The 17,751-nt window shown below is 75.2% G+C and carries 16 protein-coding genes; 10 read left to right on the top strand and 6 right to left on the bottom strand.

Going from position 1 to position 17,751, the window contains the following annotated elements:
* The first annotated feature begins 43 nt into the window (after positions 1-43).
* Entirely contained in the window at positions 44-1,705 is a 1,662-nt protein-coding gene (locus ACL02R_RS24935; protein WP_412799208.1) for a BACON domain-containing protein, read from the top strand.
* A gap of 250 nt (positions 1,706-1,955) precedes the next feature.
* On the opposite strand, the gene ACL02R_RS24930 is transcribed toward ACL02R_RS24935, so the two are convergent.
* Both ACL02R_RS24930 and ACL02R_RS24925 read right to left on the bottom strand, forming a co-directional pair.
* A complete protein-coding gene (locus tag ACL02R_RS24930) occupies positions 1,956-2,615 on the bottom strand; it encodes a TetR family transcriptional regulator (protein ID WP_412799207.1) in 660 nt (219 codons plus the stop codon).
* Positions 2,612-3,445: a sugar phosphate isomerase/epimerase family protein gene (locus tag ACL02R_RS24925; RefSeq protein WP_412799206.1), complete on the bottom strand. Its 834-nt coding sequence runs from the start codon at positions 3,443-3,445 to the stop codon at positions 2,612-2,614. The genes ACL02R_RS24930 and ACL02R_RS24925 overlap by 4 nt, the downstream gene beginning before the upstream one ends.
* A 91-nt stretch (positions 3,446-3,536) precedes the next feature.
* On the opposite strand from ACL02R_RS24925, the gene ACL02R_RS24920 reads away from it, so the two are divergent.
* Positions 3,537-4,331 carry an ABC transporter ATP-binding protein gene (locus ACL02R_RS24920; RefSeq protein WP_412799205.1) on the top strand — a complete coding sequence of 265 codons (795 nt, stop codon included), beginning with the start codon at positions 3,537-3,539 and terminating at the stop codon, positions 4,329-4,331.
* Complete coding sequence (locus tag ACL02R_RS24915) at positions 4,328-5,065, top strand: ABC transporter permease (protein ID WP_412799204.1); 738 nt, start codon at positions 4,328-4,330, stop codon at positions 5,063-5,065. The genes ACL02R_RS24920 and ACL02R_RS24915 overlap by 4 nt, the downstream gene beginning before the upstream one ends.
* Before the next feature lie 40 nt (positions 5,066-5,105).
* Here ACL02R_RS24915 and ACL02R_RS24910 read toward each other — a convergent pair whose 3' ends face one another.
* Positions 5,106-6,038, bottom strand: a complete 933-nt coding sequence (locus tag ACL02R_RS24910; protein WP_412799203.1) for a Ppx/GppA family phosphatase — start codon at positions 6,036-6,038, stop codon at positions 5,106-5,108.
* A gap of 35 nt (positions 6,039-6,073) precedes the next feature.
* Between ACL02R_RS24910 and ACL02R_RS24905 the strand changes: the two genes are divergently transcribed.
* Entirely contained in the window at positions 6,074-6,937 is an 864-nt protein-coding gene (locus ACL02R_RS24905) for a hypothetical protein (RefSeq protein ID WP_412799202.1), read from the top strand.
* Positions 6,938-7,079: 142 nt separating this feature from the next.
* On the top strand, positions 7,080-8,921 hold the full coding sequence (ilvD, locus tag ACL02R_RS24900) for a dihydroxy-acid dehydratase (RefSeq protein ID WP_412799201.1): 1,842 nt from the start codon (positions 7,080-7,082) through the stop codon (positions 8,919-8,921).
* Positions 8,922-8,998: 77 nt separating this feature from the next.
* On the opposite strand, the gene ACL02R_RS24895 is transcribed toward ilvD, so the two are convergent.
* Together ACL02R_RS24895 and ACL02R_RS24890 are read right to left on the bottom strand one after the other, a co-directional pair.
* Positions 8,999-9,766, bottom strand: coding sequence for a hypothetical protein (locus ACL02R_RS24895; RefSeq protein ID WP_412799200.1), 768 nt, complete (start codon positions 9,764-9,766; stop codon positions 8,999-9,001).
* 32 nt (positions 9,767-9,798) lie between these two features.
* Positions 9,799-11,937, bottom strand: a complete 2,139-nt coding sequence (locus tag ACL02R_RS24890; protein ID WP_412799199.1) for a protein kinase domain-containing protein — start codon at positions 11,935-11,937, stop codon at positions 9,799-9,801.
* Between the two features lie 84 nt (positions 11,938-12,021).
* On the opposite strand from ACL02R_RS24890, the gene ACL02R_RS24885 reads away from it, so the two are divergent.
* The 5 genes from ACL02R_RS24885 (at position 12,022) to proC (ending at position 15,188) form a co-directional block, all read left to right on the top strand.
* Positions 12,022-12,525: a hypothetical protein gene (locus ACL02R_RS24885; protein WP_412799198.1), complete on the top strand. Its 504-nt coding sequence runs from the start codon at positions 12,022-12,024 to the stop codon at positions 12,523-12,525.
* Between the two features lie 163 nt (positions 12,526-12,688).
* Positions 12,689-13,147 (top strand): ArsR/SmtB family transcription factor, encoded by a 459-nt coding sequence (locus tag ACL02R_RS24880; protein WP_412799197.1) that lies wholly within the window; start codon positions 12,689-12,691, stop codon positions 13,145-13,147.
* Positions 13,144-13,440, top strand: coding sequence for a hypothetical protein (locus ACL02R_RS24875; RefSeq protein ID WP_412799196.1), 297 nt, complete (start codon positions 13,144-13,146; stop codon positions 13,438-13,440). The genes ACL02R_RS24880 and ACL02R_RS24875 overlap by 4 nt, the downstream gene beginning before the upstream one ends.
* Before the next feature lie 64 nt (positions 13,441-13,504).
* Positions 13,505-14,338: a class I SAM-dependent methyltransferase gene (locus ACL02R_RS24870; protein WP_412799195.1), complete on the top strand. Its 834-nt coding sequence runs from the start codon at positions 13,505-13,507 to the stop codon at positions 14,336-14,338.
* Positions 14,339-14,342: 4 nt separating this feature from the next.
* Positions 14,343-15,188: a pyrroline-5-carboxylate reductase gene (proC, locus tag ACL02R_RS24865; protein WP_412799194.1), complete on the top strand. Its 846-nt coding sequence runs from the start codon at positions 14,343-14,345 to the stop codon at positions 15,186-15,188.
* A 63-nt stretch (positions 15,189-15,251) separates the two neighbouring features.
* On the opposite strand, the gene ACL02R_RS24860 is transcribed toward proC, so the two are convergent.
* Positions 15,252-17,751 (bottom strand): FtsX-like permease family protein (locus ACL02R_RS24860; protein WP_412799193.1); only part of this gene is annotated, 2,500 nt, incomplete at its 5' end.

Below are 17,751 nucleotides of genomic sequence, written 5' to 3'. Positions count from 1 at the left end.
CTCAGGGCCCGTCCCGCCCCCGCCGGGCGCCTACGGTCGCCGGGTGAGGACCAGCAGCCGCGACCGGGCGCCGCACACGACACCCCGCACCGACCCCACCGCCCCAGCCGACCCCACCGGCCCCGGCGCACCGGAGCCGGTCCCCGCCCCGCCCGGCACGGCGTACGACGACGCGCACCTCGACGGACTGTTCACGTACTGCCTGTCCATCCTGGGCGAGCACGACGCCGCGACCGCCGCACTCGGCGAGGCCCTCGCCCTGGCCGAGCGGCAGGACGGACGCGGCCGCCGCCCCACCGCGCCCGCCCTCCTGCGGCCCTGGCTCTACGCGCTCGCACGCTGGTCCTGCCTCCGCCGCCTCTCCACCCGCCGCGGCACCACGGCCGACACCCGCCCGGAAGCCCCCCACGTCGTGGGCGACGACACCGAGGCCAGGCGCCGCCGCCGCGAACTCGCCGCGCTCTCCTGGCCGGAGGCCGCCGGGACGACCCAGCCGCAGCACGAGGCGCTGGAACTGGCCGTCCGCCACCAGCTGCCCGTGCGGGACGTCGCCCGCGTCCTGCGCCTGTCCGAGAGCGCCGCGCACACCCTCGTCACCACCGGCGCCCGCGAGGTCGAACGCACCCGCGCCGCCCTCGCCGCCCTGGAGTCGGCGGGCTGCCCGGCCACCGCCGCCCTCGCCGGTGACGACCGGGGGCTCCTCCTCGGCTCCGGCATGCGCCGCGAACTGATCCGGCACGTGGACGACTGCCCCGCCTGCCGCCTCGTGGCCCAGCGCGCCATGGCCGCCGTCTCCTGGCCGGGCGGCAGGCCCGCCGCGCAGACGCGGCTCGTCGTCCTGCCCGCCCCGCGCGCGGCGGTCGAGGCGGCCCGCCTGGCGATCCGCAGGGCGCGCGCCCAGCACACGCCGCGCTATGACCGCGCCGGTTTCCCCGTGGACGAGAAGGAGCGCGCCGCGCGCCGCGAGAAGCTGCGCGGACGTGCCCTGACGACCACGGTCGTCGCCGCCGTGGTGGCCGCGCCGGTGCTGGCGCTGTGGGCGGCGTACGAGGGGGGCGCGCCGGCGGAGGAACGGGCGCGGGGCGAGGACGCGGCGGCGACGGCGCAGGACGGCGTGCTCGCCGGGGCAGGTGGCGGTGGGGAGTTGCGGTACGGCGGCGTCGGCGGCGGGGGCACGGTGGAGGACGGTGCGGCGGGCGACGGGCGTGACCGTACGGGCGGTGACGACAGGGCGACGGCGCAGGACGGTGACGATCCGTCGGCCGAGCCGGACACCGGCCAGGACGCGGCGGACAGTGAGGGGACGCCGGGGGAGGGCGACGCGGACCCCGGGCGGATCACCGCGGAGGCCGCCCCCACGGGAGAGGGCACGCGCATCACGCTCACCGCGTCGGGCGGCGAGCCGGTCACGTGGACCCTCACCTCCGACGCCGACTGGCTGTTGCCGAGCCGCACGTCGGGGACGCTGCGGCCGGGAGAGAGCGAGGTCGTCGAGGTGACGGTCGATCCCGCGCGTGAACCGGCCGGGCCGTGGCGCGGGCGCATCACGGTGGAACCGGCCGCCGCGGTCATCACGGTCGAGGGCGGCGGCGCCCCGGAGCCGGGCCCCTCCCCGAGCCAGCCGCAGCCCACCGAACCGGAGGAACCGGCGGAGCCCACCCCGACCGGCACGGCGTCCCCCGACCCGGAGCCCGATCCCGTCTGACCCGCGAGGCCACGGGCGTCGGCGCGCGCCCTGCCACCGCCGGGCGCCGTCTCACCCTCCGCGGGGACGAGCCGGCGCCGTCCGCCCCGTCTGTCCCGGTGCGCGACGACGGACGCCACCTCGTCGGCCTGGACGGCTGCGGACGCGTCCGGTCCGCCGGCGGAGCGCGGGCCGTTCCCGGTGGTGGACGGAGTGGAGCTGCGGGCCCCCGGCCCGGCAGGCCGCCGGATGCTGCCGCGGCCGGTACGCGTCAGGCGGGCATCGTGCCGGGGGTGCCGGTGAGGTGGTGCTGCACCACGGGCGCCAGCCGCGCGACCAGCTCTCCGGCGTCCGCGCTCGCCAGCGGCTCGATCCGCAGCGCGTACCGCATCAGCACCACGCCGATCAGCTGCCCGGCCGCCAGCTCGGCGCGCATCTCGGCGTCCGGCGCGTCCAGCCCCCCGGCCACCCGGGACAGCAGTTCGTCGCGCACGAAACGCTGGAAGATGCGGGCGGCTGCCTCGTTGTCCAGCGCGGAACGCACCACCGCGAGCAGCGGCGTCCGCGTCGCCTCGTCCTCCCAGATCCCGAAGAACAGCCGCGTGAAGCGCACCCCGAACTCCGCCGCGGGGAAGCCCGCCCCGTCCGGCAGCGCCTGTGCCGCGGGCCGCGCGGCGGCGGCCACGGCGGCGGCGAAGACGCCTTCCTTGGTGCCGAAGTAGTGGTGCACGAGCGCCGGGTTGACCTCCGCGCCGCGCGCGATGGCGCGGATCGACGCCCGGTCGTACCCCCGCTCGCCGAACTCGGCGCGCGCCGACGTCAGGATGCGTTCCCGCGTCCCGGGCGCCTCGTCCCCGTCGCGGCTGCGCGGCGGCCTGCCGGGGCCGCGCCGCCGCTCCCCGCCCGGCGTGCCGCCCGCCGGTGCGGTCACGGCCGTGTCTCGCGCGGGACGCTGCCCGCCGGGGCGGCGAGGTGCAGCCGGATGAACGCCAGCGCCTCCGCGAGGTCCGCCTCGCGCTGCGCGGACGAGGCGGCGCGCCGGGTGTTGATCTCGGCGACGACATGGCCGCCGTACCCGGCGGTGGCCAGGCCTTCGAGCAGTTCCGCGCACGGCTGCGAGCCGCGCCCCGGCACCAGGTGTTCGTCCTTGCCGGAGCCGGTGCCGTCGGCGATGTGGACGTGCCCGAGGCGGTCGCCCATCCGGGCCGCCATGGCCAGCGCGTCGGAGCGCGAGGTGGCGGTGTGGGACAGGTCGAGGGTGTAGGTGGGGAAGTCGTCGTCCGTGGGGTCCCAGCCGGGGGCGTAGGCCTGGAGTTCGCGGTCGCGGTAGCGCCAGGGATACATGTTCTCGACGGCGAACGTGATGTCCGTCTCCTCCGCGATGCGGTGCATGCCGGTGACGAAGTCCCGGACGTACGAGCGCTGCCAGCGGAACGGCGGGTGCACGACCACGGTGGAGGCGCCGAGCCGTTCGGCCGCGGCGCGCGCCGTCGTGAGCTTCCGCCACGGGTCGGTGGTCCACACGCGCTGGGTGACCAGCAGGCAGGGGGCGTGCACGGCCAGGATGGGGACGCCGTGCAGGTCGGACAGGCGCCGCAGCGCCTCGACGTCCTGGCTCACCGGGTCGGTCCAGACCATGACCTCGACCCCGTCGTAGCCGAGCCGCCCGGCTATCTCGAACGCCGCCTCGGTGTTCTCCGGATACACCGAGGCGGTGGAGAGCGCGACCTTCGCGGCCGGGACGCGTACCTGTGGGACCACGCCGCCAAGCGTACGGGGCCGTGCGGCGGTCCGGCCGGGAGCGGGCGTCCGGCGGCTTGACGGCGGCCGCTCAGGGTGATTAATTAAACGCATGATGAATAAACAGCCGACGGGCGGAGCGCCGGACGGGCCCGCCGTCCGTGCCCGCGGCCTCGCCGTGCGCCGCGGCACCGCGCGGGTGCTCAAAGGGATCGACTTCGCCGTCACCGCCGGGACCGTCACCGGGCTCCTCGGCCCCTCCGGCTGCGGGAAGACGACGCTGATGCGCGCCGTCGTCGGCGCCCAGGCCAAGGTCACGGGCGAGCTGACCGTCCTCGGCAGCCCGGCCGGCGCCCCGGCCCTGCGCCACCGCATCGGCTACGTCACCCAGGCGCCGTCCGTCTACCGCGACCTCACCGTCCGCCAGAACCTCGACTACTACGCCGCCGTGCTGGGCATCCCGCGCCCCGAGCGGCGCGACCGCGTGGAGCGGACGCTCGCGGACGTGGACCTCACCCGCCACACCGACGCCCTCACCGGCGTGCTCTCCGGCGGCCAGCGCTCCCGTGTCTCCCTCGCCGTCGCGCTGCTCGGCACCCCGGACCTGCTGGTCCTGGACGAGCCGACCGTCGGCCTCGATCCCGTGCTGCGCCGCAGCCTGTGGGACCTCTTCCACCGCCTCGCCGCCGAGCGCGGGGCGACGTTGCTCATCTCGTCGCACGTGATGGACGAGGCCGACCGCTGCGACCGGCTCCTGCTGCTGCGCGAGGGCCGCCTGCTCGCCGAGGGCAGCCCGGCGGAACTGCGCGAGCGCACCGGCGCCGGAACGGTGGAGGACGCGTTCCTGCGCCTCGTCGCCGACGCGGAGGACGCCGACGACACCGCAGAGGGGAACGACGCCCGATGAACGCCGCCCGTACGCTCGCCACTGCCCACCGCGTCCTGCGCCAGCTGCGCCACGACCCCCGCACCATCGCGCTGCTGATCCTGGTCCCGGTGCTGCTGCTGGTGATCCTCTTCTACGTCTTCGACGCCGACCGCGCCGCCTTCGACCGCATCGGCAGTTCCCTGCTCGGCATCTTCCCGATGGTCACGATGTTCCTGGTGACGTCCATCGCCACCCTGCGCGAACGCACCTCCGGCACGCTGGAGCGGCTGCTGACCATGCCGCTGGGCAAGGGCGACCTGATCGCCGGTTACGCGCTGGCGTTCGGCGCGTTCGCCGTCGTGCAGGCGGGGGTCGCCACCGGCGTCGCCCTGTGGTTCCTGGACCTGGACGTCGCGGGCTCACCGTGGTTCCTGCTGCTCGTCGCCCTGCTCAACGCGCTGCTGGGCACGGCACTGGGCCTGTTCGTCTCCGCCTTCGCCGCATCGGAGTTCCAGGCTGTGCAGTTCATGCCCGCCATGATCTTCCCGCAGATCCTGCTGTGCGGCCTCTTCGCACCCCGCGACACCATGCAGCCCGTGCTGGAGTACGCCTCCAACGTCCTGCCGATGTCCTACTCGGTGGACGGCATGGAGCAGGTGCTGCGCCACACCGACCTGACCGGTGACTACTGGCGTGACATCGTCATCGTCGCCGCCTACGCCATCGGACTGCTCGGCCTGGGCGCCGCGACCTTGCGCCGCCGCACCGCCTGACCCGCGCGCGCCCCTCCCGGCCTGACGCGCACCCGCCGCGTCAGGCCGACCGCATCCCGTCCAGCTGCCGCAGGATCACGCCCTCCCGCAGCGCCCACGGGCAGACCTCAAGCACCTCCACCCCGAACAGGTCCATCGCCGCCTCCGCGACCAGCGCCCCCGCCAGCAGCTGACGCGCACGCCCCTCCGACACCCCCGGCAGCAGCAGTCGTTCCCGCACCGGCATCCCCGCCAGCTTCTGCTGCCACGTCCGCAGGTCGGAACGGCTCAGCTCCCGCCGCACGTACAGCCCGTCGGCCGACCGCGCCGCGCCCGCCATCCGCGCGAGCTGCTTGAACGTCTTCGACGTCCCCACCACCCGGTCGGGACGCCCCAGCCGCGTGAAGTCCCGCACCACGTCCGCGACCTGCGACCGCACGTCCCGCCGCAGCGCCCGTACGTCCGCCGGGTCCGGCGGATCGCCCGGCAGCCGCGCCGCCGTCAGCCGCCCCGCGCCCAGCGGCAGCGACACCGCCGCGTCCGGCTCCTCGTCCACCCCGAAGGCGATCTCCAGGGACCCGCCGCCGATGTCGAACATCAGCAGCCGCCCCGACGACCAGCCCAGCCACCGCCGCGCCGCCAGGAACGTCAGCCGCGCCTCGTCGGGACCGGACACCACCCGCAGATCGACGCCCGTCTCCAGGACCACCCGCCGCAGCACCTCGTCCGCGTTGGCCGCCTCCCGCACCGCCGAGGTGGCGAACGGCAGCAGGTCCGCCACGCCCTGGTCCTCCGCAACCACGAGGGCCTCGCGCACCGTGGCCACCAGCCGGTCCACCCCGTCCGGGCCGATCGCGCCGTGTCCGTCAAGCAGTTCGGCGAGCCGCAGCTCGGTCTTGTGGGAGTACGCGGGCAGGGGACGCGCCCCTGGGTGCGCGTCCACCACCAGCAGGTGAACTGTGTTCGAACCGACGTCGAGAACACCGAGTCTCATGACGGTCAACGCTACCGCCCCACTACTCTGGCCGTGTGGCGAAGACGAAGAGGGCGAAGCCGGGCAAGGCGCACAAGCAGCTCGACGGCGCGCGGCGGCGCGCGGCGGGCGAGGAGGTCGCGCTCGACCACGCCAGGGCGTGGGTCGAGTTCCCCGACCCCGCCGACGCCGAGCAGGTGTTCCGCTGCGACCTCACCTGGCTCACGTCCCGCTGGAACTGCGTCTTCGGCCGCGGCTGCCAGGGCATCCAGGCGGGCCGCGCCGGCGACGGCTGCTGCTCCCTCGGCGCGCACTTCTCCGACGAGGACGACGAACGCCGCGTCGCCGGGCATGCCGAGCGCCTCACCCCGGAGACCTGGCAGTTCCACGACGAGGCCAAGGGCCCCGACGGCTGGACCGAGCCCGACGAGGACGGCGAGCTGCGCACCCGCCGCTTCGAGGGCGCCTGCATCTTCCTCAACCGCCCCGGATTCCCCGGCGGCGAGGGCTGCGCGCTGCACACCCTGGCGCTCGCCGAGGGCCGCCAGCCCCTGGAGACCAAGCCCGACGTGTGCTGGCAGCTCCCCGTGCGCCGCACGTACGACTGGGTGGACCTCCCGGACGGCGAGCAGGTCCTGCACGTGTCCATCGGCGAGTACGACCGCAGGGGCTGGGGCGGCGGCGGCCACGACCTGCACTGGTGGTGCACCGGCGCCCCCGCCGCGCACACGGCGAGCGAGCCGCTGTACGTCACGTACCGTCCGGAACTGGTCGAGATGATGGGCAAGGAGGGCTACGACGTCCTCGCCCAGATGTGCGAGGCCCGGCTCGCCGCCCAGGCCGCGACCCCGCCCGGCGCCCGCCTCCTGCCGCTGCTCGCCCCGCACCCGGCCGACCCGGTACCGGACCCGACCTCCTGACCCCGACCTCCTGACCCCACGGGGGACGCCCCGGCGTGACGGGCCGCACGTCTCGTATCGCGATATCGCGGTCCCGGAACGCGGGCGCAAGGCGTAGCCTCGACCGGGTAGCCGCACAGCCTCGTGAGGAGAGCAGATCACCATGGCGACACTGAGGTCCCGCACCGTCACCCACGGCCGCAACGCGGCAGGCGCCCGCGCCCTGCTCCAGGCCGCCGGCGTAGCGCGTGAGGACTTCGGCAAGCCGATCATCGCGGTCGCCAACAGCTTCACCGAGTTCGTGCCCGGCCACACGCACCTCCAGCCGGTCGGCCGGATCGTGTCCGAGGCGATCAAGGCGGCGGGCGGCGTGCCCCGCGAGTTCAACACCATCGCCGTGGACGACGGCATCGCGATGGGCCACGGCGGCATGCTCTACTCGCTGCCCTCCCGCGACCTGATCGCCGACTCCGTCGAGTACATGGTGGAGGCGCACTGCGCGGACGCGCTGATCTGCATCTCCAACTGCGACAAGATCACCCCCGGCATGCTGATGGCGGCGATGCGCCTCGACATCCCGACGGTCTTCGTGTCCGGCGGCCCCATGGAGTCCGGCACGGCCACGCTGGTGGACGGCACCGTCCGCAAGCTCGACCTGATCAACGCCATCGCCGACGCCGCCGACGAGAAGGTCTCCGACGAGGACCTGCTGCGCATCGAGAACAACGCCTGCCCCACCTGCGGGTCCTGTTCCGGCATGTTCACCGCCAACTCGATGAACTGCCTCACCGAGGCCATCGGCCTCTCCCTGCCCGGCAACGGCTCGGTCCTCGCCACCCACACCGCCCGCCGCGCCCTGTACGAGGACGCCGGGCGCACCGTGGTCGAGCTGGCCAGGCGCTTCTACGACGAGGACGACACGACCGTCCTGCCCCGCGCCGTCGGCTCCCGCGCCGCGTTCGAGAACGCCATGGCCCTCGACATCGCCATGGGCGGCTCCACCAACACGATCCTCCACCTGCTGGCCGCCGCCCAGGAGGCCGGACTGGACTTCGGCCTCCAGGACATCGACGCCCTGTCGCGCCGCGTGCCCTGCCTCTCCAAGGTCGCGCCCAACGGCTCGTACTACATGGAGGACGTCCACCGCGCCGGCGGTATCCCCGCGATCCTGGGCGAGATGTACCGGGGCGGGCTGCTGAACGAGGACGTCCACACCGTCCACAGCGACTCCCTGGCCGACTGGCTGAAGACCTGGGACATCCGCGGCGGCTCCCCCTCGCCCGAGGCGGTCGAGCTGTTCCACGCCGCGCCCGGCTGCGTCCGCTCGGCCAGCGCGTTCTCCCAGTCCGAGCGCTGGGACACCCTGGACACCGACGCGGCGAACGGCTGCATCCGCGACATGGCCCACGCCTACTCCGCCGAGGGCGGCCTCGCCGTCCTGTACGGCAACCTCGCCGAGGACGGCGCGGTCGTGAAGACCGCGGGCGTGGACGAGTCGATCTGGCTCTTCGAGGGCCCGGCCCTCGTCGTGGACTCGCAGGAGGACGCGGTGGACGCCATCCTCACCAAGCGCGTGAAGGAGGGCGACGTCATCGTCATCCGCTACGAGGGCCCGCGCGGCGGCCCCGGCATGCAGGAGATGCTGCACCCCACGTCGTTCCTCAAGGGCCGCGGCCTCGGCAAGAAGTGCGCGCTGGTGACGGACGGCCGCTTCTCCGGCGGCACCTCCGGCCTGTCCATCGGCCACGCCTCGCCCGAGGCGGCGGCCGGGGGCACCATCGCGCTGGTCCGCGACGGCGACCCGATCCGCATCGACATCCCCAGCCGGCGCATGGAGCTGCTGGTCCCCGAGGAGGAGCTGGCCGCGCGCCGCGAGGCACTCGGCGGCCGGTACGCGCCGGAGTCCCGCGACCGCAAGGTCTCCCTGGCGCTGCGGGCGTACGCGGCGATGGCGACCAGCGCCGACAAGGGCGCCGTCCGTGACGTGACGCTGCTGGAGGGCTGACACCCGGTACGCCGTACGCACCGGAGCGCCCGCGCCCCCCCGGGGGTACGCGGGCGCTCCGCCGTCCTGCGGGCGTTTCAGCCCCACAGCCAGGCGGACAGCCGTTCGCGGAAGGCGCCCTCCTCCCGGGTGGCGCGGAGCTCGCGGGTCTCCCGGTGGAAGGCCAGGGTCACGCCGCTGACGGGCACGGGCGGATGGCCGGGGAGCGTCATCGACGTCCCGGCGGGCATCCCGAACCGCCGCCGGCCCCACGCGCCGCCCCCAGGGGAGACCTCGGTCTCCTCCTCCCACTCCAGCACGGCGCGCAGGCCCTCGAACGACGAGAACGCGACCCCTCGCGCGTCACGGAACACCGCGCGGTCGGCATCGGCGTGCACGGACGACCACCGGTCCTCGCCGATCGCGGCGGCGTCCCGCGGCTGCGTGAACTCCTGGGACGACAGCACGGAGCGGTCGTAGCCCCAGCGGCCCCCTTCCAGCTCGCGCACGCTCAGAATCCGCACGCCCCGCAGGCAGGCAGCCTGGACCGCCTCCGCCGACGGCACGCGGCGCGTGCAGACGAACGCCGCGGGCTTGCCCTTCTCCAGCGGCGCGGCGCCCACGCGGGCGGCGAGGTCCGCGACCCGCGCGACGTCGTCCACGGTGACCGTCGCGTCGAGCGCCCGCGCGTCGACGAGCGCCACCAGCCGGGCGTCCGGGGCCGACCGGTACTCGACGACGGTGCGCGCCACCAGCGCCGACCCGTCCGCCACCGCCTCGAAGCGCCACTCGTCGTCCTCCTCGCCCCACAGCCTGGCGAGGGTGTCGAGGAACTGCCGTGCCCCAGTGGGCTCTTCCGCGATCATGGCCGACGATCGTAGCGGGGCGGTGCCCACCGTCAGCCGACCGGCGTCGCGTACAAGGTGTTGCCCAGCGTCACCACGTACGCCACGCCCTCGTCCGTCACCACAGGGGCCGGCGCCCAGCCGTCGCTGCCCAGGCCCGGCGACCCGGGGTGCGGTTCCCCGCGCCAGGCGACCGAGCCGTCCGCCGCGTCCACCCGGTACAGCCGCCCCTCCGCGTCCGACAGGTACAGCGACCCGTCCTCCACGGCGGGCGCCGACGGCGTCCGCACCCCGGTGTCCACGTCCCACAGCACCTCGCCCGCCACCGGGTCCACCGCCGTGACCTGCCCGTTCATCGACGACACGTACACCACGCCGTCCCCCAGCACGCCGCGCGGCTCGGACGGGTACGGCAGCTCCGTACGCGTCCAGCCGCCGCCGACGCCCACGTCGAGCGCCAGGACGGCCGTGATGACCGGCACCTCAGGGTCGTGCTCCTGGAAGTACGCCGTCGCGCCGTCCATGCCGATCAGGTCCAGCATCCCGGCCGCCTCGGGCGGCGGCGCCACCGGCAGCGGCCAGACCTCCTGCCCCGTCGCGTCGAGCAGCATCAGCTGCGGGTCGCCGCCCGACGCGTCGTCCCGCGTCTCCACGAGCAGCCGGTCGCCGTGCGCCGCGGTGCCGGTGACATAGCGGCCCGGGGCCTCCCACAGACCGGCCTGCCCGCGGTCCGCCGTCCGGTAGAAGCGCAGGGTGCTGTCGCCGTTCTGGAGGGCGAGGACGCCGCCGAGGTCGTGGAGGGTGCCCATCAGCTGCGGCGCGTCGATCTCCCACAGCTCCGCGCCCTCCGCGTCGAGCGCGACCAGGCCCTTGTCCGAACGGGTGTAGACCGCGCCGTCCTCGCCCGGGATGCCGGCCGGGCCGAGCAGCGCGTCGCGCGGCCCGTGGTGCCGGAAACGCTCCTCGCCGTTCTTGTCGAGCACGACGGACAGCTCACCGCCGGTGGTGCACAGCAGCCGGGACGCGGCGTCGTCGCAGGAGAAGCCGCCCGTGGCGGCGTCGAGCACGCCGAAATCCCGCAGGTCCTTCTCCCAGGGCCGGAACTCCGCCGACGCCGACCCCGACGGCCCCTCGCCCTCACCCGCGACCGTCCCGCCCCCGCCGTTCCCCCCGTCACCCCACGGCTCCGCCAGCCACACCCCGACGCCCGCCACCGCGAGCACCGCGCCCGCCGCCACCGCCGCCGTCCAGCGCCTGCGGCGCCGCGCGGGCACCCCGGGCGCCGTGTCCGGCAGCGGCACCGGGACGCGCTGCTGCCCGCCCGCCGGTTCCGGCCAGTACGCGGGCCCGCCAGGCGCCGCACGCTCCCGGCTGTCCGCCGCCACCGCCATGCGCAGCAGCTCCGGCACGTCCGGCCGCCGCGCCGGGTCCTTGGCCAGGCAGCGCGTCACCAGGTCGAGCAGCGCGTCCGGCACGTCGTCCACGTCCGGCTCCTCGTGCACCACGCGGTACGCCGCCGCCAGCAGGTCCCCGCCCGACTCGAACGGACTGCGGCCCGTCACCGCGTACGCCACCACCGCGCCCAGCGCGAACACGTCCGCCGCCGCCGTCACCTCGGCGCCCCCGGTGAGCTGCTCCGGCGCCATGAACGGCGGCGAGCCGAGCACCGCCCCGTCCTCTGTCAGCCGGTGACTGTCGCTCAGCGCCCGCGAGATGCCGAAGTCGATCAGCCGCACGCCGTCCTCGGCCAGCAGCACGTTCCCCGGCTTGAGGTCCCGGTGGACCAGGCCGCAGCGGTGGATGTCCCGCAGTGCCTCCGCGAGCTGCGCCCCCAGCCGCGCCGCCTCGGCGGGCGACAGGGGACCGTCCCTGTCGATCCGGTCCGTCAGCGAGCCGCCCGGCACGTACAGGGTGGCCAGCCACGGCGGGTCGCCGTCCGGGTCCGCGTCCACCACCGGCGCCGTGAACGCGCCGCTGACCCGCCGCGCCGCCTCCACCTCCCGGCGGAAACGCGCCCGGAAACCCGGGTCGCGCGCGTACTCCGGCCTGACCACCTTCACGGCCAGCGCCCGCCCGCCGACCGTGCGCGCGAGATGCACCACCCCCATGCCGCCGCTGCCCAGGCGCCGTTCCAACACATACTCGCCCAGGCGCTCCGGCGCTGTACCCCGGCTGCCCCGGTCGTCCGTCATGGCAACTCCCCCCGGTATGCCGCGTTGCGGGGGACAGCGTACTGGGGTGCGGGCGCCCCGCACGGTGCCGACATAATCGACCGCATGTCCAAGTCTGCGCGGCCCCCCGCTCCCGACGCCGACCGGCAGCCGGCGCCCGACCCGATCCGGTTCTACGGCACGACGTGGGTCGACCACTCCGGCGGCTACGCCCTGCGCCGCGTCCTGCTGACGCTCGCCGCGACCGTGCTGACGCTGCTCGGCCTGCTCCTGCTGTGGCTGTGCGTCCTGGCCCTGACCGGCACGGACACCGCGTCCTGGCTGCGCTCCCTGGTGATCCTGGCGCTGGTGCTGTGCACCGCCATCGCGTTCACCCGCGCGTGGACCGGCTACGTGCGCCCCCGGCCCGCGAACGCCACGGACGAGTCGGCGTTCCGCAGCATCAAGATCGTCGGCTTCGTCGGCCTGCTGCTGGCGTACGCGCTGCGCAGCACCGTCGAGGCGCCGGGCGAGAAGCTGCTGCGGCGGGACCACGAGGCCGCGCTCGAACGCCACCGCCGCCGCACCGTGCGCAGGTCCGGCAACCCCAAGCGCCGCAAGCGCCGCTGACGTTCCTCAGGGGAAACCCCGAGGCGTCCCGGAACCTACCCCGACACCTGTCAGAAAACATTGACGGGTCACCGCCGCGCCTGCGAGCCTTCTGCTGTGCCGCCGCCGGACGCGACGGCACGCGACACCGACCGGGACGCGCGGGCAGAGGGGACGGGACGGCATGGGCGGCGGAGGCGACGGGCAGGTCCGCCCCGCACACGAGCCCGACGCCGCGCCCACCGGGAACCAGCTGCTCGCCGTCCTGGCCGCCCTGAACAACCCGCACCGCATGCGCATCCTGGCCGCCCTCGCCGAGCGGCGGAACTACGTCAGCCGCCTCGCCCGCGAGATCGGCATCGGCCGCCCGCTGCTCCACATGCACCTCCAGCGCCTGGAGGCCGCCGGACTCGTCACCGGAACGACGGAGACCGGCGCGGACGGCAAGGCGATGAAGTACTTCGAAGTCACGCCGTTCGTCTACGAACTGACGCCCGCCACCCTCGCGGAGGCGGCGCGCACCCTCACCCTCCCCACCCCGACCGCTCCCCCAGAGGACCCGGCCCCCCGGCCGGACGGCGACGCGTCACCCGGCACGCCCGGGACATCCGGCACGTCCGCCAGGAAAGCGAGAAGAGCATGACCCCCGCGAACGACTCGATGGTGACCCTGGCCGGCGACCCGGCGGGCACATGGGCCGCCGCCGCCGGTTCCATAGGCGTCTTCGTCCTGCTCATCGTCATCGTCTGGCAGGTCTCCGCCGCCTGGCGCGCCCGCGTCGGCGGTCGCCGCGAGGACGACTACCACCGCCTCGCCGCCAAGTACGCGGAGCTGCTTGAGGACAACACCGAGATCCTCCGCCGCTACACCGACGAGCTGGCCGAGACCCGCAAGTCCGTCTCCTCCATGGAACGGATGATGCGCGAGCTCGACTGACCGCCCGACCGCCCGACCGCCCGACCGCCCGACCGGCCGCGGTGCCTGCCGGAGAATGGCCGGCATGCCCCGCCCCGAACCCCGCCCCGCCTCCGGCCTCCCGGACGACCTGCGCCCGTACGCCACGTCCTTCGACACCATCGCGGCCGACTACGCCGCCGCACGCCCCACCTACCCGCCCGCGCTCTACGACGCCGTCGAACTGCTCACCGGCCGCCCCCTGGCCGGCGCCGACGTCCTCGACATCGGCGCGGGCACCGGCCTCGGCACCCGCCCGCTGCACGGGCGCGGGGCCCGCGTCACGGCAGCCGAGCCGGGGCCCGGCATGGCCGCGCAGTTCCGCGCCGCGCTCCCCGGCGTCCCGCTGGTCCGCGCGGACGGCAACCGGCTGCCGTTCGCCCCCGCCTCGTTCGACCTCGTCACCTACGCCCAGGCGTGGCACTGGACCGACCCCGCCCGTTCCGTCCCCGAAGCCCTCCGCGTGCTGCGCCCCACCGGCGCCCTCGCCCTGTGGTGGAACATCTCCGACCCCGCCGACCCGTGGGCCACCGCCCAGGAGGACCGCGTACGCCGGGGCCTCCCGCACTACCACGGCCACGACATGAGCCGCCGCGCCCAGGACGTCATCCGTGACCTGGGACTCCCCGTCACCGTCTCCACGCGCGAGGTCCCCTGGCAGCGCACCGTCACCATCGACGCCCACCTCGCGAATCTGGCCTCCCACTCCTACTTCACCGTCGCCGGCCCCGCAGCCGCCGCGCTGCTGGACGCCGAACGCCGCGCCGCCGCCGATGCGTTCCCCGACGGCCAGGTCACCGAGCGCTACGTCGTACGCCTCACCGTCGCCGCCCACAAGGCGGACGCCGCCGGAACCGGGGCCGCGTCGGTGCGAGGATGACGCCATGAGCAGCCCCACGCCCTCTTCCACAAGCCCCTCCGCACCGCCGCAGATCGCCATCCTCGGCACGGGCAAGATCGGCGAGGCCCTGCTCGGCGGCCTGCTCAGGTCGGGCCGCACTCCCGCGGACCTCCTCGCCACCACCCGCCGCCCCGAACGCGCCGCCGCCCTGCGCGAGCGCTACGGCGTCGAGACCACCGACACCGCCGCGGCCGCCAAGAGCGCCGGCATCCTGATCCTCGCCGTGAAGCCGCAGGACATGGCGGCCCTCCTGGACGAACTGGCCCCCGGCCTGCCGCCCGACCGCCTCGTCATCTCGGCCGCGGCGGGCGTCACCACCGCGTTCATCGAGGACCGGCTGCCCGCCGGCACCCCGGTCGTCCGCGTCATGCCCAACACCCCGGCGCTGGTGGACGAGGCCATGTCCGTCATCTCCGGCGGCGCCCACGCCACCGCCGAGCACCTCGCCTGGGCCGAGGACATCTTCGGCAGCGTCGGCCGGACGATGCGCCTGCCCGAGCACCAGCAGGACGCCGCCACCGCCCTGTCCGGCTCCGGGCCCGCGTACTTCTACTTCCTCGTCGAGGCGATGATCGACGCCGGCATCCTCCTCGGCCTGCCCCGCGACAAGGCGCACGCCCTGATCGTCCAGTCCGCCGTCGGCGCCTCCGTGATGCTCCGCGACAGCGGCGAGCACCCCGTACGGCTGCGCGAGGCCGTCACCTCGCCCGGCGGCACGACGATCAGCGCCATCCGCGAGCTGGAGAACCACGGCGTACGGGCCGCGCTCATCGCCGCGCTCGAAGCCGCCCACGACCGCAGCCGCGCCCTCGGCGGCGGGCAGCGCTGACCCCGCGCGCGCCACGGGCCCGTCCCCCGTACGGGTGAACGGGCCCGTGGCGGGGGCCGCGCGTCAGTCGGCCGCGACCGCCCGCAGCACGTTCATCCGCCCCGCCCGGAACGCGGGCAGCAGCGCCGCCGCGAGACCCACCACCGCCGAGCCCGCGAAGACCGCGCCGATCGTCACCCACGGGACCTCCAGCACCCCGAAGCCCTGCGGCGCCAGCACCCGCTGCGCCACCACGCCCCAGGTGAGCCCGATCCCCAGGCCGAGCAGCGCGCCGAACAGCGCGATCACCACCGACTCAAGCCGCACCATCCGCCGCAGCTGCCGCCGCGACAGCCCCACGGCCCGCATCAGCCCGATCTCCCGCGTCCGCTCCACGACCGACAGCGTCAGCGTGTTCACGACGCCGAGGACCGCCACGACGATCGCCAGCCCCAGCAGGGCGTACACCAGGTTCAGCATCTGCCCGATCGAATCCTGGAGCAGTTCCTTGTAGTCCGCCTGGTTGCGCACGCTGAACTGGGGGAACGGCGCCAGTGCCGCGCGCAGTGCCGCGTGCGCCGCCTCCTCCTGCCCGTCCACCGCCGACACGAACAGCACCGAACTGAGCGGCACCAGATCCGCCGGCAGGTGCGCGCGCGCCGTGTCCAGCGAGACGTACTTCGCCGACGCGTCGAGCAGCGTGTCCCGCGACGTGATCGCCGCCACCCGCAGCGCCACCGTGTCCCCGCCGACGAACCGCACCGACAGCTCGTCCCCCACACGCACGCCGTGCTCCTCCGCGAACGCCTCACCCACCGACATCGCGTCCCGCCCGTACGCGTCGGCCAGTTCCCCCGCCACCGTCTCCGCGCGCATGTCCTCCGCGTACGACGGATCGGCCGCCACGACCTCGTCCGCCGTCTCCGCACCGTCCGGCGTGGTGATCCCCACCGACACCGTCGACACATGCGTCACCCGCGCCACCTCGGGAACGCCCTCCACCGCGGCCTCGACCTCCGGCGTGAAGTGCTGCTCCGTCGCCGTGTCCAGGATGAAGTCCGCGCCCACCGACCGGTCCAGCTGCTCCGACGCCGACGCGACGACGGACGAGCCGATCACCGACAGCGCACCGACCAGCGCCAGGCCGATCATCAGCGCGGCGGCCGTCGCACCCGTACGCCGCGGGTTGCGCACCGCGTTACGCCCGGCCATCCGCCCCACAGGACCGAACAGCCGCAGCACCACCGCGCCCACCCCCCGCACCACCACCCCCGCGAGCAACGGACCGACGACCACGGCACCCACCAGCGTCAGCAGCACACCGCCCGCCAGGTACATCCCCCCGTCCGCCGTGTCCTCCGCACCCACCGCAGCGGCCAGCGCCACCCCGCCGAGCCCGCACAGCAGCATTCCCAGCACGCCCCGCACCCGGCCCGCCCGTTCCCGCCCCGCCGACGCCGCCTCCCGCAGCGCCGCCATCGGGCTGACACGGGACGCGCGCCGCGCCGGGAGCCACGCGGCCACCACGGTCGTCAGCACCCCGGTCACCATGCCCGTCACCGGCGTCACCGCCGAGACCGTCAGCTGCGACAGGTCCACCTCCACACCCGCCGCCGACAACAGCCGCAGCAGGAGCGCGGCGAGCCCGATCCCCGCCCCGACACCCACCGCCGAGCCGACGATGCCGAGGAGCAGCGCCTCGGTGAGCACGGACCTGTTGATCTGGCGGCGGCCCGCCCCGAGGGCCCGGAGCAGGCCGATCTCGCGGGTGCGCTGCGCGACGAGCATCGAGAACGTGTTGACGATCAGGAAGATCCCCACCAGCACGGCCAGACCGGCGAACCCGAGCATCCCGTACCGCACGTACTCCAGGGAGCCCACCTCCGCCACCAGATCGTCCTCCACCTCCGCCGCCGTCCGCACCTCGAACGCGCCCGCCCCCAGCGCCTCACCGACCCGCCGCGCCAGCTCCGCGTCCGCCACGCCGTCCGCCGCCGTGACGTGCACCTCGCTCACCGCGTCCGCCGCGCCGAGCAGGAGCTCACGGGCCGCGCCCGGGGCGAGCAGCACGACCGACACCCCCGGGTTGGCCGTGGTGAACCGGGCGATCCCGCTCACCGTCACGTCGGACGAGCCGGGCGCGGCGACGATCCGCAACGGGTCGCCGACCGCGATGCCGCGCCGCTCCGCCGTGTCCGCGTCGAGCAGCGCCTCACGCGGCCCGTCCGGCTCGCGGCCCGCCACCAGTTCCATCGACCGCCGGACGGCCGGGCCCCAGTCACCGGCCCGCGTGGGCGCGCCGCTGTCCCCGGTGACGTCCTCACCGTCGCCGTCCACGACGGTGACGTCCGTGACGGACACGACGCCCTCCGCGCCGGCCACCCCGTCGATCCCGCGCACCCGCTCGGCGAGCGAGCCGGGGACCGTACGCGCGCGGCCGGTGTCCTGCCCGTGCCCGTCGTCGGCCGGGCCCACGGTGACGTCGGGGGTCGTGGACGCGAAGAACCGGTCGAAGGTCCGGTCGAGCGTGTCGCTGAAGACGAGGGTGCCGCAGACGAAGGCGACGGACAGGACGATGGCGATT

Origin of the sequence: Streptomyces sp. MS19 (assembly GCF_047200595.1) — a bacterium.
Taxonomy (GTDB): domain Bacteria; phylum Actinomycetota; class Actinomycetes; order Streptomycetales; family Streptomycetaceae; genus Streptomyces.
The sequence above is the reverse complement of the archived record's forward strand: the minus strand, read 5'-3'. Positions and strand labels throughout refer to the sequence as shown.

Coding starts and splice junctions, on each gene's coding strand:
- ACL02R_RS24920 (WP_412799205.1), top strand. CDS start 3,537: ATGATGAATAAACAGCCGACGGGCGGAGCGCCGGACGGGCCCGCCGTC.
- ACL02R_RS24915 (WP_412799204.1), top strand. CDS start 4,328: ATGAACGCCGCCCGTACGCTCGCCACTGCCCACCGCGTCCTGCGCCAG.
- ACL02R_RS24910 (WP_412799203.1), bottom strand. CDS start 6,038: ATGAGACTCGGTGTTCTCGACGTCGGTTCGAACACAGTTCACCTGCTG.
- ilvD (WP_412799201.1), top strand. CDS start 7,080: ATGGCGACACTGAGGTCCCGCACCGTCACCCACGGCCGCAACGCGGCA.
- ACL02R_RS24895 (WP_412799200.1), bottom strand. CDS start 9,766: ATGATCGCGGAAGAGCCCACTGGGGCACGGCAGTTCCTCGACACCCTC.
- ACL02R_RS24890 (WP_412799199.1), bottom strand. CDS start 11,937: ATGACGGACGACCGGGGCAGCCGGGGTACAGCGCCGGAGCGCCTGGGC.
- ACL02R_RS24885 (WP_412799198.1), top strand. CDS start 12,022: ATGTCCAAGTCTGCGCGGCCCCCCGCTCCCGACGCCGACCGGCAGCCG.
- ACL02R_RS24880 (WP_412799197.1), top strand. CDS start 12,689: ATGGGCGGCGGAGGCGACGGGCAGGTCCGCCCCGCACACGAGCCCGAC.
- ACL02R_RS24875 (WP_412799196.1), top strand. CDS start 13,144: ATGACCCCCGCGAACGACTCGATGGTGACCCTGGCCGGCGACCCGGCG.
- ACL02R_RS24870 (WP_412799195.1), top strand. CDS start 13,505: ATGCCCCGCCCCGAACCCCGCCCCGCCTCCGGCCTCCCGGACGACCTG.
- proC (WP_412799194.1), top strand. CDS start 14,343: ATGAGCAGCCCCACGCCCTCTTCCACAAGCCCCTCCGCACCGCCGCAG.